Source organism: Luteimonas sp. RC10, assembly GCF_014192745.1.
GTDB lineage: Bacteria > Pseudomonadota > Gammaproteobacteria > Xanthomonadales > Xanthomonadaceae > Luteimonas.
In genome coordinates this window covers 233,974-249,594 of sequence record NZ_JACHYJ010000004.1, presented here as the reverse complement: position 1 = coordinate 249,594, position 15,621 = coordinate 233,974, and the positions used below count along the sequence as shown (strand labels likewise).

Below are 15,621 nucleotides of genomic sequence, written 5' to 3'. Positions count from 1 at the left end.
GGGTGGCGGCGCCGACAACATCAATGGCGGGCGCAGGTGCGGCAGATCGGGCCGGACTGAGGTCGGGCCGATACGTCCGCCTGTCGTGATGTTCGGCACCGCGACCGGCGCGGCATTGGTGCTCGGCGCGACCGCCTGCCTCGCGTTGCCGGCGCTGCTGCCGGCGTGGGCGCTGGGGCTCGCGCTTGTGCTGGCGGCGGGCGCCTGGGGTTTGGGGCGCGTGGGGCTGCGTGTGGCAGGTGCGGGCATTTTCGGCCTCGCGCTGTGCGGATTGCATGCGGCGCATGCGCTGTCGCTGCAGTGGCCGGCCACGATGGGGCGCAGCGATGTCGTCGTGTCCGGACGCCTCGTCGGCCTGCCCGTGCACGAGGCGCAGCGGACCTGGTTCGAATTCCGGGTCGATGCTGATGTCGGGCCTGCGGCATTGCGCGGCCGGTTGCTGCGGCTGTCGTGGTTCGATGCCCGCGACGCGGCTCCGGACCCGCGGCGGCTGGCGCTCGAGCCCGGCGACCGCTGGCACTTCACCGCACGCGTCCGCGCGCCGCGTGGCCTCCGCAATCCTGGCTGGATCGACAGCGAGAAACACGCAATGGCCCGGCGTGTGGCCGCTGTGGGCTATCTGCGCACCGGTGAGCCGATGACGCGGCTCGAGGCGGCCGGCGGCATCGACCGCTGGCGCCATCGCACCGCCGAACGGATCGAGCGGGTGGTCGGCGGGGACGCCGCGCGGTTCGTCCGGGCGCTGGCGGTGGGCGATACGCGCGGCCTCGGTGAGCTCGACTGGGAAGCGCTGCGCGCCACCGGCCTGACCCACCTGATCGCGATCTCGGGCTTCCACGTCGGGATGGTCGGCGGCGCGTTCGCGCTGCTGGCGGCGGCGGTGTGGTGGTGTCTGCCATCGCTGGGCCGCGTGCTGCCCCGGCCGCAGGCGACCGCAGTGGTCGCGCTGGGGGCTGCCAGCGTCTACGCCGCCGCGGCCGGCTGGGAACTGCCGACCGTGCGCACGGTGCTGATGATCGCAGTGGTGGTGGTCGACCGCTTGGTGCGCCGCCGGCTGCGCATCGCCGATGCGCTCGCCTACGCCGCGATCGCCGTGGTGCTGGTCGACCCGATGGCGGTGCTCTCAGCCGGCTTCTGGCTGAGCTTTGCCGGCGTCGCCTGGCTGGTCTGGTGCCTGCCCGACGCCCGCGCGCTGTCGGCGACGCGCGGGCTACTGGCCTCGCAATGGGTGGCGACGCTGGGTCTGCTGCCGCTGACCGTGACCTTGTTCGGCCAGGCGTCACTGGCCGGCCCGTTGGCCAATCTGGTCGCGATTCCGTGGTGGAGCCTGGTCGTGGTGCCGTTGTCGGTGCTTGGCACCGGCCTGGAAGCGCTGCATGCCGGCGCCGGGGACTGGGCCTGGCGGCTGGCGGCGTGGGCGTTCGCGCCGAGCTGGCGGCTGTTCGACTGGCTTGCGGCCGCGCCGTTCGCGTTGTGGTGGCTGCCGGCCCCGCATCGGCTCGCGTTGCCGCTGGCGCTGCTGGCCGCGTTCTGGCTGCTGCTGCCGCGCGGCGTGCCGGGCAAAGGCCTCGCTGCGCTGCTCTGGCTGCCGTTGCTATGGCCGGACCGGGACCTGCCCGGGCCGGGCGAAGCCGAGCTGGTCGTGCTCGATGTCGGCCAGGGGCTGGCGGTGCTGATCCGCACCGCGGGCCACACGGTCCTCTACGACACCGGCCCGGCGATGCCCGACGGCTACGACGCCGGCGAACGGGTCGTGGTGCCGGCACTGCACGCCCTGGGCGTACGCCGGCTCGATGCGATCGTCGTCAGTCATGGCGATGCCGACCACGCCGGAGGCCTGGGCGCGGTGCAGCGGCGCTTCGCCGCGCCGGTGGTGTTCGCGCCGCAATGGGACCGGGTGCCCGGCGCTTCGCCGTGCCTGATGGGCTCGGCCTGGCGCGCCGATGGCGTCGTGTTCCGGTTCCTGCATCCGGACCTGTACTTCCCGCCGTTCCGCAATCCGTCCAGCTGCGTGCTGCGCGTGGAGACCGCGCATGGCACGGCGCTGCTGCCCGGCGACATCGACACGGTCGTGGAGCGGCTCCTGGTGCACCGCGACGCCGAGGCACTGGTGGCGGATGTCGTGGTCGCTGCGCATCACGGCAGCGCCGGCTCCTCGGATCCGGGGTTCGTCGCGGCGACCGGCGCCCGGCATGCGCTGATGTCGGCCGGCCACGGCAACCGGTTCGGCCATCCGCACGCCCAGGCGCTCGCGCGCTGGGCCCAGCAGGGCGCCGCCACGCCGGGCACGGCCGAGGCCGGCGCGCTGCGGGTGCGCCTGGGGCCCGGGGGCATCCGGGTGACCGGTGAGCGCGCGCGTGCACCGCGGCTGTGGGACGCTGCCCGCCGCAGCGAGCGCGCCGCCGGGGGCTGAGTCGCGCTACGTTATCCTAGGCGCCCGAGTGGACCGGCCCCGTGGCCGAAGGGGTTTGCGTGCTCGAACTGGTGAAGGCCGGCGGCTGGCCGATGATGCCGCTGCTGCTGCTGTCGGCGTTCGCGCTGGCGATCATCGTCGAGCGCTTCTGGGCCCTGCGTCGGCGTGCGGTGCTGCCGCCCGGCCTGGGCGACGAGGTCCGGGCCTGGGCCACGCGCGGCGCACTCGATCCGGCGCATATCGCCTCGCTGCGCGCGACCGCGCCGCTGGGTGCGTTGCTGGCGGCGGCGCTCGATGTCCGCGACCGGCCGCGCGAGGAGATCCGCGAGCGCGTCGAGGATGTCGGCCGCCATGTCGCGTTCGCGATGGAACGCCATCTCAATGCGCTGGGCACGATCGCCGCGGCCGGGCCGCTGCTGGGACTGTTCGGCACGGTGGTGGGCATGATCCAGATGTTCCTGGGCGTGATGGACCATGGCATCGGCGATGTCGACCAGCTCGCCGGCGGGATCGGCAAGGCGCTGGTGTGCGCGGCGACGGGCATGATCGTCGCGGTGCCGGCGCTGATGTTCCACCGGCATTTCCGCGCGCGGATCGATGGCTACATCGTGGCGATGGAGCACGAGGCGATCCTGCTGATGGACGCGATCGACCCGCGCACGGCGCGCCGCTCGCCGCCGGCCGCGCCGGGGCGGGGCTGAGCGATGCGCATCCGCGATCGGCGTGCGCGCGACGAGCCCGAGATCAACCTCGTGCCGTTGATCGACGTGATCCTGGTGTTGATCATCTTCTTCGTGATCACCACCACGTTCGACGCGCGCTCGGTGCTCAAGCTCGAGTTGCCACAGGCCACGGGCGAGCGCAACGATGTCCAGGCCGATACGCTGACGCTGCTGATCAACGCCGACGGCCGCTACTTCGTCGAGGACCGCGAGGCACTGCGCACCGATGTCGATGCGCTCAAGCGCACGATCGTCGAGGTCGCCGGCGACGACCGCGCGCGCGTGGTGCTGCTGCGTGCCGACGCCCGCACCCCCTGGCAGGCGGTTGTCACCGCCTACGATGCGCTCGGCCAGTTGGGCTTCACCCGCATCGCCAACGCAACCGCGCCGCAGACGGCCGGACGCGTGGGCGATCCCGCTTCACAGGAACGTTGACCTCATGGCTTCTCCTCCCCAAGGCGCGACACGCGCCGATCGCGCCTGGCCGGTCTACCGCCGGCTGCTGACCTTCGCCGGCGCCTACCGCGGGCTGCTGTCGGTCGCGCTGGTCGGCATGCTGATCGAGGCCGCCGCCGGCGGCGCCTTCACCAAGATGATGGAGCCGATCATCGACGAGACGTTCGTGTCGGCCAATGCCGGCGTGAACCTGTGGTTGCCGGCGGCAATCATCGCGCTGTTCGTGGTCCGCGGCCTGGCCGGCTATCTGGCCGACTACAACATGGCCAAGTCCGGGCGCGGCATCGCGCGGGACCTTCGCGTGCGCGTGCTCGCCAAGTACCTCGGGCTGCCGGGCATGCGCTTCGATGCCGAGCCGGTGCCGTCGATGCTGGTCCGACTGGGCTCGGACAGCGACCAGGTCTCGCAGGCCGCGATCGATGCCGCCAAGGTGATGCTGCAGCAGTCGCTGCAGATCATCGCCTCGCTGATCGTGATGCTGATGACCAGCTGGCAGGTCACGTTGACCATCCTGGCGATCGCGCCGCCGTTGTCGTGGATCATGGGCAAGGTCGCACGTCGCTACCGGCGCGTCAGCCACAGCATCCAGGACAGCGCCGCGCTGCTGATGCAGACCGCCGACCAGTCGCTGAGCAACCAGCAGGAAGTGAAGATCTACGGCGCCCAGGCGGCGGAGAACGCGCGCTATGCGGAAGTTGCCGAGCGGCATATGCGGCTCAACCTGAAGGTCGAGGCGACCCGCGCGATCTCCTCGGGCGTGGTCCAGCTCATGGGCTCGATCGGCCTGGCGCTGCTGCTGTTGATCGCCGGCTACGAGGCCTCGCAGGGCCGGCTGACCGCGGGTGGCTTCGTCGCGCTGATGATCGCGATGATGGCGATCATCCCCGCACTCAAGCAGCTGACCAATGTGCAGAACATGCTCCAGCGCGGGGTGGCTTCGGCCGAGCGGCTGTTCGAGATCCTCGATGCGCCCGACGAACACGACCCGGGCGTGCGGCCGCTGGCGCGCGCGCGCGGCGAGATCGAGTTCCGTCGCGTCGGCGCGCGCTATCCGGGGCAGGCCGAGCCGGCACTGGAGGATGTCAGCTTCGTCGCGCGCCCGGGCACCGTCACCGCGATCGTCGGCCGCTCGGGCAGCGGCAAGTCGACGCTGATCAAGCTGCTGCCGCGCTTCTACGAACACGAGACCGGCGAGATCCTGCTCGACGGCCATCCGCTGGAGGAGTACCGGCTGGCCGATGTGCGCCGGCAGATCGCGCTGGTCGGTCAACAGGTGATGCTGTTCGATGACACCGTCGCGGCCAATGTCGCCTATGGCGAGATGGCGGGCGCGCCGGCCGCGGCGCTCGAAGGCGCGATCCGCGGGGCGAATGCGATGGAGTTCGTCGACAAACTGCCCGACCGCCTGCAGAGCGGCATCGGCAATCGCGGCGGTCGCCTGTCAGGTGGCCAGCGGCAGCGCCTGGCGATCGCCCGCGCGATGCTCAAGGATGCGCCGATCCTGATCCTCGACGAGGCGACCGCGGCGCTGGACGCCGAATCCGAGCGCCTGGTGCAGGACGCGCTCGAGCATCTGATGCCCGACCGCACCACGCTGGTCATCGCCCACCGGCTGGCGACGATCGAGCATGCCGACCAGGTCCTGGTGCTCGACCAGGGCCGGCTGGTCGAGCGCGGCACCCATCGCGAACTGCTCGCGCGCGGTGGCCTGTACGCGCACCTGCATCGCATGCAGTTCCGCGAGGCCGAGCCGTCGGCGGAGCAGGGCGAGTGAAGGCGCCGGACTACTGGTTCGACGGCAGCCGCCCGCCACTGCATGCGCGGCTGCTCGCCCGCGTGTACGCACGCGCCAGCGCCTGGCGACGCGCGTGGCTGCGCACCCGCAAGGTCGCGCGGCCGGTGCTGGTCATCGGCAACCTGATCGCCGGTGGCAGCGGCAAGACGCCGTTGACGATCGCGATCGTCGAGCGCCTGCAGGCCGCCGGTTGGACGCCTGGCGTCGCCAGCCGCGGCTACGGCCGCGACGAGGCGGGGACCCCGCGCTGGGTGGAGCCGGTCAGCGATCCGCGCTGGTCGGGCGACGAGCCGGTGCTGATCGCCGCCCGCACCGGGGCGAAGGTCCGCGTGGATGCCGACCGGGTCGCGGCCGCGAACGCACTGATCAAAGCGGGCTGCGACATCGTGGTCTGCGACGACGGCCTGCAGCATTACCGCCTGCAGCGCGATGTCGAGATCGAGGTGATCGACGGCCGCCGTCGTTACGGCAACGGCGCACTGATCCCGGCCGGACCGCTGCGCGAGCCGGTCGAGCGTGGCGCGCGCTGCGACTTCCGCGTGCTCAATGCCGGCATGGACGACAGTCTCGAACCGGGGTTTGGCGAATGGCCGATGCGCCTGGAGACCGCGCACGCACTGCCGCTGGCCGGCGGGCGTGCGCGTCCGCTGTCGGCCTTCGCCGGGCAGCGCGTGCATGCGGTCGCCGGTATCGGCGATCCGGAGCGCTTCTTCGACACGCTGCGGCGTGAGCGCATCGCCGTGGTGCCGCATGCGTTCGCCGATCACCATCGCTACACGCCCGAGGACCTGCGCTTTGGCAGCGATCTGCCGGTGCTGATGACCGAGAAGGATGCGGTCAAGTGCATGCGGTTTGCCGGCGAGCGGCACTACAGCGTGCCGGTCACCGCGCGACTGCCCGAGGCATTCTGGATCGCGTTGCTCGATCGCCTCGAAGCGGTCCGCAGTCCGGCCGGCAAGGCCTGAGCGCGTTTGCAGGCGTAAGCGCTGTTCAGGACGCGCGCTTGACCGCCGCCATCGCACGCGCCCGTTCGGGCGGCGCGAAACTGTCGGCACGCGCCACTGGCCAGAACGTCCGGAATACCGCGTGCTCGGGCACGCCGGTCAGCAGTTCGCCGGGCTCCAGAAACCGGTAGAGCGCGGCGAGCGAGCGCACCTCGGTCGGCGAGACCCGGCGCAGGATATGCTCGGGCCCGATCTGCATCGGATGCTCGAGCCCGGCGGCGCCGAGCATGTCGCGCAGCCCGCGCAAGGTGTTCTGGTGGAAATGGAACACGCGCTCGGCCTTGTCGGGCACATCGAGCAGGCGCCAACGGCTCGGGTCCTGGGTCGCCACGCCGGTCGGGCAGCGGTCGTTGTGGCAACTGCGCGACTGGATGCAGCCCAGCGCGAACATGAAACCGCGGCCGGCATTGCACCAGTCCGCGCCCATGGCCAGTTGCCGGGCGATGTCGAAGCCGCTGGTGATCTTGCCTGCGGCGGCGACCCGGATGCGCTCGCGCAGCCCGATGCCCACCAGGGTGTTGTGCACCAGCATCAGCGCTTCCTGCAGCGGCAGCCCGACGTGGTTGATGAACTCCGACGGCGCCGCGCCGGTGCCGCCCTCGGCGCCGTCGACGACGATGAAGTCGGGCAGGATGCCGCTCTCGAGCATCGCCTTGGCGATGCCGAACCATTCCCAGGGATGGCCGATCGCCAGCTTGAAGCCAACCGGTTTGCCGTCCGACAGCGTCCGCAGCCGCGCCACGAATTCCAGCAGTCCCAGTGGGGTGGAGAACGTGGAATGCGCCGCCGGCGACTCGCAATCGATCCCGACCGGGATGCCGCGGGTCTGGGCGATCTCCGGCGTGACCTTGGCGCCGGGCAGCAGCCCGCCGTGGCCCGGCTTGGCGCCCTGCGAGAGCTTGATCTCGATCATCTTGACCTGCGCTTCGGCCGCGTGCCGGGCGAAGCGGTCCTCGTTGAAGCGGCCCTGCTCATCGCGGCAGCCGAAGTAGCCCGAGGCGATCTCCCACACCAGGTCGCCGCCGTGTTCGCGGTGGTAAGGCGAGATCGCGCCTTCGCCGGTGTCGTGATAGAAGCCGCCGCGCTGCGCACCCAGGTTCAACGCACGGATCGCATTGGCCGACAACGAACCGAAGCTCATCGCCGAGATGTTGAACACGCTGGCGGCGTAGGGCTGCGCGCTTTCCTCGCCAACCGGGATGCGGAAATCGTGCGACTGCGCATGCGCGGGCACCAGCGAATGATTGATCCATTCGTACTGCGTGCCGTACATCGGCAGCTCGCTGCCGAACGGCACCACGTCGCTGACATTCTTCGCGCGCTGGTAGACCAGCGCACGCTGCTGGCGCGAGAACGGCACCTCGTCCTGGTCGTCCTCGATGAAGTACTGGCGGATCTCGGGCCGGAAGGATTCCAGGCCGTAACGGAAATGCGCGGTCAGCGGATAGAGCCGGCGCAGCGTCGCCCGGCGCTGCAGCAGATCCAGCGTGCCCAGGCCCGCCAGCGCCAGGAACACCGCCGCGGCGACCGCCCAGGCGCCCGAATGCAGCGTCCATGCGCAGACCAATGCGATGGCTGCCATGACGACCGAAACGCCATATGCCAGGTAACGAACCATCCGACTCCTTCGTGCGGCCCGGCGGGCGCCGGTCCCGATGCGGACGGCCATGGTAGGAGAGGGGGCGACCGGCCGGCCACCCTGGATCTGAACGGTTCGCCGACGGGGCGATGGCTTCACGGCGGATTGGCGCTTGGCTGCCTAGGCTGAGCCCACGCTTTTCGATCGCCTTTGAGCCATGCGCCGCGCCGCTTCCTTTCCCACTGCCCAGCACCAGGTCATCCTCGCCGAGCTGGCGCGCGCGACCCGGGCCGGACATCCCGATGCGGACTGGCACGAAGTCGAGCCGCTGATGCGGCAGGTCTGGGAATCGGCGTCGCGCGGTGCGAGCTGGGAGCAGGTGCGGCCCCAGGCTGCCACGCATTGGCGGTCCGGCGACCAGTACCCGTGCCCGGCGGTCGTGCTGTCGCCGACGATGCACGCTGCCGAGATCGCGGCCTGGACGAGCGCAGACGCGCACCAGGCGCCCCGATCCGAGGCCGGCCCTGCGCCCCACTCGCCGATGCCGCATACGTCCGACAAGGAGACGCACTGATGCCTGCACGCGCCGTTTGGCGGGTCCTGGTCCTGCCGGCCTATGTGGTGCTGGCGGGTGCGGTGTTCGCATTCGCACTGGCCCGCACCCAGGGCTCGATCATCGGTGGCCTCGCCGCACTCGCGCCCTGGGCGCTGGTGGTCTCAGGCGTGTTGGCCGGGATGCTGGTCGTGGCCGGGCTGCTGCGCTGGCGTCGGCGGATGGCGACCATGCGTCGGGCCGTGCGGAACGCCAGGATCCGCGCGGCCGACGGCCGGCGCACGTCGGCCGGACGGGCGTTGTGGACGCAGATGCGGACCGATTCGGCGGCGGGCGCGGCGCGCAAGGAGCGTCGCTCGGGCGTGCAGGCGGCCGGCGTGCGGTCCTGAGCGCAACGCGTTGCATCACCTGCGCCGTCCTGGGCGTGCCGATGACCGGCAGCCCCGTTGACATTGCGTGCCCTCGCACCGTCCGCAAGTAACGCGGTCGCGGTCGCGGCTCCAGCATCCGGACGGGACGTGAGGCGACGCCGATCGCATGTGCCTGATCCCGTCGCCGCACCGGCCTTGCGTCCCGGTCGCCATGCGAGAATCGCGCCATGGACGTCCCCGCTGATTTCATCGTCGCCATTCCGGCCCGCTATGCCTCGACCCGCCTGCCCGGCAAGCCCCTGCAACCGCTGGGCGATGCCCCGCTGGTGCTGCACGTGGCGCAGCGTGCGCTGGAGGCCGGCGCGGCCGAAGTCTGGGTGGCCACCGACGATGTCCGGGTCCGCGATGCGCTGGCGGATACCCCGGTCCGTGTGGCGATGACCTCGCCCGCGCATCCGTCGGGCACCGACCGGCTGGCCGAATGCGCCGCGCTTGCGGGCTGGGCGGACGAGCGGGTGGTCGTGAACCTGCAGGGCGACGAGCCGTTCGCGCCGGCTGCCGGTATCCGTGCGGTCGCCGCGCTCGCGGCGCAGCCGGAGGTCGCCCTGGCCACGCTGGCCGCGCCGATCGACGATGTCGAGACGCTGCTCGACCCGAATGCGGTCAAGGTCGTGCTCGGCGCGGGCGGCAACGCGCTCTACTTCAGCCGGGCGCCGGTGCCATGGCCGCGCGATGCGTTCGCCCGCGACCGGACGACGATGCCGCCTGGCCAGTGGTGGCGGCATATCGGGATCTACGGCTATCGCGCAGGCTTCCTGCGCCGGTTCGCCGCGATGGCGCCCGGGCACCTGGAACAGGTCGAGATGCTCGAGCAACTGCGCGTGCTCGAAGCCGGGCTCCGGGTTGCCGTCGGCCCGACCCCCGCGCCGTTCCCGCCCGGCGTCGATACCCCTGAGGACCTGGCGCGTGCCCAGGCCCGGTTGTCGGCTGCCGATGGCGGTCGTGCGGGCGGCGCCTGAGCGACCGCGCTGCTGTGCCACCGGCGCTCTCGACAGGGCGGCGGGGCGGGATCCCGCATAATCGCGGCATGAACGACGCCGTTGCAGCGCCCGAGTTTCCCGCCGACCTGGCGTGGCTGAACCTGCGCGATCCGCTGCGCATGGCGCAGCTGCGCGGGCGGGTCTGTGCGCTGGCGTTCGTCAACCTCGGGTCGGCCTGGTGCCAGCAGCGGCTGGCCGATCTGGGCCATCTGCGCGCGCGTCATCGCGACCGCCTGCAGGTGGTCGTCGTCCACGTGCCGCGTTTCGACGCCGAACGCGACGCCAAGCGCAGCGCGCACCGCGTCGACCTGCAGCAGTACGACTTCCCGGTCGCGCACGACCGCGACTGGACCGCCTGGCAGCACTTCGGGCTCGATGCCTGGCCGACGGTGCTGCTGATCGATGGCGACGGGCGGGTGCGCGAGCGCATCGTCGGCGAGAACGGCATCCGCGACCTCGATGCGCGGATCGGCACGCTGGTCGAGGCGCTGACACCGCAAGCACTTGCCGGCGATCCGATCCGCCTGCGCCGCGACAGCGATTCCGCGCTGCCGCTGCGGTTCCCGGCAGGACTGGCGGTCTCGGGCGATCTGCTCTATGTCGCCGATTGCGGGCATCACCGCGTGCTCGAATGCGATGCCCGCGGGCGCCTCCTGCGCCAGTTCGGCAGCGGCAGCGCCGGCTTCATCGATGGCCCGATGGAACTGGCCGCACTGACCCGGCCGCACGGCCTGTGCCTGGCCGGTGGCGCGCTCTATGTCGCCGATACCGGCAACCATGCGGTGCGCCGGATCGACCTGCGCAGCGGCGACGTGTCCACGGTCTGCGGTGCCGGCCGGCCCGGCGACACCATGGTGGGATCGTTGGCCGACCCGCGCTCGGTCGTGCTCGACCAGCCGCGCGCCGTCGTGCTGTCGGGCGACCGCCTGTACGTCGCGACCGCGGGCGATAACCGGATCTGGCAACTGGACCTGGGCCAGGCCCGGATCGCGCCGCTGTGCGGCAGCGGTGCACTGGGCCTCCGCGACGGCGTGGGCGAGGCGGCGGCATTCGCCGAACCGGTGGCGCTGGCCTGCGTGCAGCACACGCTCTACGTCTGCGATGCCGCGGGCTCGGCGATCCGCAGCGTCCACCTGCCCACCGGGCGCGTCGCCACGCTGGTCGGCGGCGGGCCGTGGCAGTTCGGCGCCCTCGACGGCGCGCGCGACGACGCGCAGTTGCAGGCGCCCCAGGCGCTGGCGCTCGATCCCGAGTCGCCGGTGCTGTGGATCGCCGACAGCGGCAACGACACCTTGCGCCAGTTGCGTCTGGGCGGGGGCGCGCTGTCGACAGTCGCACTGCCCCAGCGCTTGCATGGGCCCGCGGCCCTGGCCGTCGCGAACGGACAGGTGTGGATCGCCGATACCGATGCCCATGCCGTACTGCGGCTGGACTCGACCACCGGCGCGCTGCGCCACGTGCCGGTGGGCGAATGACCGGAACGACGAAAGTGCGCGGCGCGCGGCCGACATTCGATGGCAAGGCATTCGTCGCAGGCCTGAGCACCGCGCCGGGCGTCTATCGCATGATCGCGGCCGACGATGCGGTGCTCTACGTCGGCAAGGCGGCGGATCTGCGCAAGCGTGTGGCGAGCTATTTCAACGCCACGCCCAAGGCGACGCGGACGATGGCGATGATCGCGCAGATCGCGCGCATGGAAGTCACCGTCACCCGCACCGAGGCCGAGGCGCTGTTGCTGGAAAACCAGCTGATCAAGTCGCTCAAGCCGCGCTACAACGTCTCGCTGCGCGACGACAAGAGTTATCCCTACGTGCTGGTGACCCGCGACACCTGGCCGCGGATCGCCGTCCATCGCGGCCCGCGCAACGTGCCCGGACGCTACTTCGGGCCGTACCCGGGCGTGACCGCGGTGCGCGAAACGCTGAATCTGATGCAGAAGCTGTTCAAGCTGCGCAATTGCGAGGACAGCGTGTTCCGCAACCGCTCGCGGCCCTGTCTGCAGCATCAGATCGGTCGCTGCACCGCGCCATGCGTCGGGCTGGTATCGGAGCGCGAGTACGCCGACGCGGTCCGGCGCGCGTCGATGTTCCTCGAAGGTCGCAGCGATGCGTTGACCGACGAGGTCACGCGCGACATGGAAGCGGCGGCCGAACGCCTGGATTTCGAGGAGGCCGCGCGCTTGCGCGACCTGCTGGGCAACATGCGCGGCATGCAGGCGCGCCAGTACGTCGACGGCAAGGTCGCCGAACTCGATGTGCTCGCCTGCGCGATGCGCGGCACCCATGCCTGCGTACTGCTGCTGTCGTTCCGCGACGGCCGCAACCTCGGCACGCGTGCGTTCCATCCGCGCACCAACGGCAGCGAGGACCCGGCCGAGGTGCTCGCCGCGTTCGTGTCCCAGCACTACGCCGAACAGGTGCCGCCGCGCGAGATCGTGCTCGATCGCACGATTGAGGATGTCGCGCTGCTCGAACAGGCCTTCAGCGAGGCGGCCGGGCGCCGGGTGCAGCTTAAGTGCAACGTGCGCGGCGATCGCGCGCGCTATGTCGACCTGGCACGGCGCAATGCCGAGATCGCGTTGACCAGCGAACTCGGCAGCCAGGCCGCGCAACAGGCGCGCGCCGAGTCGCTGCGCGACATGCTGGGCCTGGCCGAGCCGGCGCAGCGGATCGAGTGCTTCGACATCAGCCACACGATGGGCGAGGCCACGGTGGCCTCGTGCGTGGTGTTCGATGCGCAGGGGCCGGTGCGCAGCCAGTACCGTCGCTACAACATCGCCGGCATCGAGCCGGGCGACGACTACGCCGCCATGCACCAGGCGCTCACCCGGCGCTTTCGCAAGGTGGCCGAGGAGGGCGGGGTGATGCCCGACGTGCTGCTGATCGACGGCGGTGCCGGCCAGGTGGCGCAGGCGCGCGCGGTGCTCGACGGCTACGGCATCACCGGCATCTGCCTGGTGGGCGTGGCCAAGGGCGAGGCGCGCAAGCCGGGCGACGAGACCTTGCTGCTGCCCGCCACCGACGGGCAGCCGGCGCGCGAACTCAAGCCCGGCGCTGCCTCGCCCGGGCTGCAACTGGTGCAGCAGGTGCGCGACGAGGCGCACCGCTTCGCGATCACCGGCCATCGCGGCCGGCGCCAGAAGGCGCGCAACACCAGCCGGCTGGAAGACATTCCCGGCATCGGCCCGCGCCGCCGCGCGAGCCTGCTCAAGCATTTCGGCGGACTCGGCGGTCTGAAGGCAGCCGGCGCGGAGCAGATCGCGCAGGTCGAAGGCGTCAATGCAGCACTCGCACAGCGCATCTATGCGACCCTACACGGGCTCGATGCCGGCACGCCCGGTGCCGGCCAGGACTGATTGCCACGAGTTTGCGATGAAATTGACGATTCCCACCTGGCTCACGCTGCTGCGGATCCTGATGATCCCGGTGCTGGTGCTGGTGTTCTACCTGCCGTTCAAATGGACCAACTTCGCCGCCGCGTTCGTGTTCGGGCTGGCGGCGGTCACCGACTGGCTCGACGGCTGGATCGCACGTCGCTACGGCCTGTCCTCGGCGTTCGGCGCGTTCCTCGATCCGGTCGCCGACAAGCTGATGGTTGCCGTGGCGCTGTTTCTGATCGTGCAGGGGCACCCGTCGCCGTGGATGGCGATCTGGGCGGCGGTGATCGTCGGGCGCGAGATCGCGGTCTCGGCGCTGCGCGAGTGGATGGCCGAGCTTGGGCAGCGCGCGACGGTCAAGGTTGCGGCGATCGGCAAGATCAAGACGATCGCGCAGATGGTCGCGCTGCTGTGCCTGCTGTACTCGGTCTCGCCCGAGCGGCCCGCGCCGCCGCTGCCGTGGCTGGGGCGCGAGATCTTCGTCATCGGCGACTGGCTGCTGGCGCTCGCCGCGCTGCTCACGCTGTGGTCGGGACTGGCGTATCTGCGCGCGGCCTGGCCGATCATGCGCGCGGCCGAACGCAGCAAGTATTGACACCCCGCCGGCGAACGGTAGAATTTCGCCTCCCAAGCGGGAATAGCTCAGTTGGTAGAGCACGACCTTGCCAAGGTCGGGGTCGCGAGTTCGAGTCTCGTTTCCCGCTCCAGTTTCAAACGCGAAACCCCGGGTGGCACGCGGGGTTTCGTTTTGTCGGCAGGGTCTGCGGATCCCGACGACGGGTCACCGGCCTGGTGGCAGAGTGGTTATGCAGCGGATTGCAAATCCGTGTACGCCGGTTCGATTCCGACCCAGGCCTCCAGCCGGCGCACCACTCGGGTCGCAGGCAGGGTACAATTGAAGTCATGCGGGAATAGCTCAGTTGGTAGAGCACGACCTTGCCAAGGTCGGGGTCGCGAGTTCGAGTCTCGTTTCCCGCTCCAGTTCGAAGAAAGACCCCGCGCAAGCGGGGTTTTTCGTATGTGCGACACGCGGTCATGCCGGTCGGCCACGCTTGGGTTTCAATTCCCGGGGCGCTCAGGCACGCTTGGCGCCGCCGCCCGGATGGCGAAACTGGTAGACGCACCGGACTTAAAATCCGTTGGCCGCAAGGCCGTGCCGGTTCGATTCCGGCTCCGGGCACCATCGCAGGCAGCGTAGGCGACTGCCGCGTGAACACGCGGCGCGCCTGTGCACCGTGTCATGTCGCCTTCACCCGGCGGACCCTAGATTCTTCGGTGACGTTCATAGGGGATCGAGGCGCATCGCGACCGCGGATGCGATGCAAGGTATGGCCGCCTCCAGAGTCCGCGACGATTTCCAGCTCGCGATCGTGTCCCTGCTCGGGCTCACGACGCTGCTGACGCTGTCGGGCTTCATGCTCTGGCGCAGCCTGCGCGGGGAATGGACGCTGGCCGCGTTCGACGCGCTCGTGATCCTGGCGATCGCCGTGGTCGTGGGGCGCGCCTGGCGCACCGGCCGGACCGACGCGGCCGGCGGGCTGATGGCGCTGCTGAACTCCGGCTTCTGCGCCGTGGCCTGCGTGCTGATCGGCGATGCCGCCAGTGGCTGGGTGTATGTGGTCCTGATGACCAACTTCTACATCGCGCGTCCCCATATCGCCGCGTGGTGCGGGGCCCTGCTGATCGTGGCTGCGACGATGCTCTTGATCGTGCCCGATGCGAGCCTCGGGCGGTTGGCGACCGCGATCACCTGGTCATTGGTGTATGCGTTCTCGTTCGCCTTCTCGCGCCGCCTGCGCGACTACAGCGATTCGCTGGAGCGCCGCGCCATGCTCGACCCGCTGACCCGGCTGCCCAATCGCGGCGCGATGGAAGCGCATCTGCGCAGCCTGGTGGACGATCGCCGGCAGCCCGGGATTGGCCTGCTGGTGCTGGACCTTGATCGCTTCAAGGCGGTCAACGACACCTTCGGCCATGCGGTCGGCGATGCGGTGCTGGTCGAGCTGGGCACGATCCTGCGCGACACGCTGCGCGAGGGCGATGCGGTCTACCGCTTCGGCGGCGAGGAGTTCGTGCTCGTGCTGCCCGCAGACGACGATGCGGGCCTGCTGGCCGCGGCCGAGCGCGTGCGGGGGGAGGTCGAACGGCGTCTGCGCAGTCCGGCCGGCCCGATCACGGTGTCGGTCGGTGGCGCCATGCTGGCTGCCGAGCACGATTGGCAGGACTGGTTCGGCCGGGCCGATACCTCGCTCTACCTCGCCAAGCGTGCAGGCCGCAACCGCACGCATATCGCCCAGGGCCTGGACTGACAC

General features: G+C 70.8%; 13 protein-coding genes and 4 tRNA genes. 16 read left to right on the top strand and 1 reads right to left on the bottom strand.

Annotated elements, in window-relative coordinates; all coding sequences use genetic code 11:
* Positions 1–88 precede the first annotated feature (88 nt).
* From FHW73_RS09595 to lpxK, 5 genes are read left to right on the top strand one after another with little or no spacing between them, the layout of a single operon-like run.
* Positions 89–2,413 carry a DNA internalization-related competence protein ComEC/Rec2 gene (locus FHW73_RS09595; protein WP_183426557.1) on the top strand — a complete coding sequence of 775 codons (2,325 nt, stop codon included), beginning with the start codon at positions 89–91 and terminating at the stop codon, positions 2,411–2,413.
* A 59-nt stretch (positions 2,414–2,472) separates the two neighbouring features.
* On the top strand, positions 2,473–3,114 hold the full coding sequence (locus FHW73_RS09590; protein ID WP_183426556.1) for a MotA/TolQ/ExbB proton channel family protein: 642 nt from the start codon (positions 2,473–2,475) through the stop codon (positions 3,112–3,114).
* Positions 3,115–3,117: 3 nt separating this feature from the next.
* Entirely contained in the window at positions 3,118–3,570 is a 453-nt protein-coding gene (locus FHW73_RS09585) for a biopolymer transporter ExbD (protein ID WP_183426462.1), read from the top strand.
* A gap of 4 nt (positions 3,571–3,574) precedes the next feature.
* On the top strand, positions 3,575–5,365 hold the full coding sequence (msbA, locus tag FHW73_RS09580) for a lipid A export permease/ATP-binding protein MsbA (RefSeq protein ID WP_183426461.1): 1,791 nt from the start codon (positions 3,575–3,577) through the stop codon (positions 5,363–5,365).
* Positions 5,362–6,351, top strand: a complete 990-nt coding sequence (lpxK, locus tag FHW73_RS09575; protein ID WP_183426460.1) for a tetraacyldisaccharide 4'-kinase — start codon at positions 5,362–5,364, stop codon at positions 6,349–6,351. Before msbA ends, lpxK begins: the two co-directional genes overlap by 4 nt.
* Positions 6,352–6,376: 25 nt before the next feature.
* Here lpxK and FHW73_RS09570 read toward each other — a convergent pair whose 3' ends face one another.
* The gene (locus tag FHW73_RS09570; RefSeq protein WP_183426459.1) at positions 6,377–8,008 is read right to left on the bottom strand and encodes an FMN-binding glutamate synthase family protein; all 1,632 of its coding nucleotides are present in this window, start codon (positions 8,006–8,008) and stop codon (positions 6,377–6,379) included.
* 178 nt (positions 8,009–8,186) lie between these two features.
* Between FHW73_RS09570 and FHW73_RS09565 the strand changes: the two genes are divergently transcribed.
* The 11 genes from FHW73_RS09565 to FHW73_RS09515 all read left to right on the top strand — a co-directional run bounded on the left by FHW73_RS09565 (position 8,187) and on the right by FHW73_RS09515 (position 15,618).
* On the top strand, positions 8,187–8,543 hold the full coding sequence (locus tag FHW73_RS09565) for a hypothetical protein (RefSeq protein ID WP_183426458.1): 357 nt from the start codon (positions 8,187–8,189) through the stop codon (positions 8,541–8,543).
* The gene (locus FHW73_RS09560) at positions 8,543–8,911 is read left to right on the top strand and encodes a hypothetical protein (protein WP_183426457.1); all 369 of its coding nucleotides are present in this window, start codon (positions 8,543–8,545) and stop codon (positions 8,909–8,911) included. Before FHW73_RS09565 ends, FHW73_RS09560 begins: the two co-directional genes overlap by 1 nt.
* 209 nt (positions 8,912–9,120) lie before the next feature.
* Positions 9,121–9,912 (top strand): 3-deoxy-manno-octulosonate cytidylyltransferase, encoded by a 792-nt coding sequence (kdsB, locus tag FHW73_RS09555; protein ID WP_183426456.1) that lies wholly within the window; start codon positions 9,121–9,123, stop codon positions 9,910–9,912.
* Between the two features lie 68 nt (positions 9,913–9,980).
* A complete protein-coding gene (locus tag FHW73_RS09550; RefSeq protein WP_183426455.1) occupies positions 9,981–11,408 on the top strand; it encodes a thioredoxin-like domain-containing protein in 1,428 nt (475 codons plus the stop codon).
* Positions 11,405–13,288 carry an excinuclease ABC subunit UvrC gene (gene uvrC, locus FHW73_RS09545; protein ID WP_183426454.1) on the top strand — a complete coding sequence of 628 codons (1,884 nt, stop codon included), beginning with the start codon at positions 11,405–11,407 and terminating at the stop codon, positions 13,286–13,288. The genes FHW73_RS09550 and uvrC overlap by 4 nt, the downstream gene beginning before the upstream one ends.
* Before the next feature lie 16 nt (positions 13,289–13,304).
* Positions 13,305–13,904 carry a CDP-diacylglycerol--glycerol-3-phosphate 3-phosphatidyltransferase gene (gene pgsA / locus FHW73_RS09540; protein ID WP_183426453.1) on the top strand — a complete coding sequence of 200 codons (600 nt, stop codon included), beginning with the start codon at positions 13,305–13,307 and terminating at the stop codon, positions 13,902–13,904.
* A gap of 36 nt (positions 13,905–13,940) precedes the next feature.
* Positions 13,941–14,016, top strand: a tRNA-Gly gene (locus tag FHW73_RS09535).
* A 79-nt stretch (positions 14,017–14,095) separates the two neighbouring features.
* Positions 14,096–14,169, top strand: a tRNA-Cys gene (locus FHW73_RS09530).
* A 45-nt stretch (positions 14,170–14,214) separates the two neighbouring features.
* A tRNA-Gly gene (locus tag FHW73_RS09525) sits at positions 14,215–14,290 on the top strand.
* 115 nt (positions 14,291–14,405) lie between these two features.
* A tRNA-Leu gene (locus FHW73_RS09520) sits at positions 14,406–14,492 on the top strand.
* 145 nt (positions 14,493–14,637) lie between these two features.
* Entirely contained in the window at positions 14,638–15,618 is a 981-nt protein-coding gene (locus FHW73_RS09515) for a GGDEF domain-containing protein (protein ID WP_183426452.1), read from the top strand.
* The last annotated feature ends 3 nt before the right edge of the window (positions 15,619–15,621 follow it).

Excerpts from the sequence above, each read along its gene's own strand:
- FHW73_RS09585 (WP_183426462.1), top strand. The coding sequence starts at position 3,118 with ATGCGCATCCGCGATCGGCGTGCGCGCGACGAGCCCGAGATCAACCTC.
- FHW73_RS09565 (WP_183426458.1), top strand. The coding sequence starts at position 8,187 with ATGCGCCGCGCCGCTTCCTTTCCCACTGCCCAGCACCAGGTCATCCTC.
- msbA (WP_183426461.1), top strand. The coding sequence starts at position 3,575 with ATGGCTTCTCCTCCCCAAGGCGCGACACGCGCCGATCGCGCCTGGCCG.
- FHW73_RS09515 (WP_183426452.1), top strand. The coding sequence starts at position 14,638 with ATGGCCGCCTCCAGAGTCCGCGACGATTTCCAGCTCGCGATCGTGTCC.
- kdsB (WP_183426456.1), top strand. The coding sequence starts at position 9,121 with ATGGACGTCCCCGCTGATTTCATCGTCGCCATTCCGGCCCGCTATGCC.
- FHW73_RS09560 (WP_183426457.1), top strand. The coding sequence starts at position 8,543 with ATGCCTGCACGCGCCGTTTGGCGGGTCCTGGTCCTGCCGGCCTATGTG.
- FHW73_RS09550 (WP_183426455.1), top strand. The coding sequence starts at position 9,981 with ATGAACGACGCCGTTGCAGCGCCCGAGTTTCCCGCCGACCTGGCGTGG.
- uvrC (WP_183426454.1), top strand. The coding sequence starts at position 11,405 with ATGACCGGAACGACGAAAGTGCGCGGCGCGCGGCCGACATTCGATGGC.
- pgsA (WP_183426453.1), top strand. The coding sequence starts at position 13,305 with ATGAAATTGACGATTCCCACCTGGCTCACGCTGCTGCGGATCCTGATG.
- FHW73_RS09570 (WP_183426459.1), bottom strand. The coding sequence starts at position 8,008 with ATGGTTCGTTACCTGGCATATGGCGTTTCGGTCGTCATGGCAGCCATC.
- FHW73_RS09595 (WP_183426557.1), top strand. The coding sequence starts at position 89 with ATGTTCGGCACCGCGACCGGCGCGGCATTGGTGCTCGGCGCGACCGCC.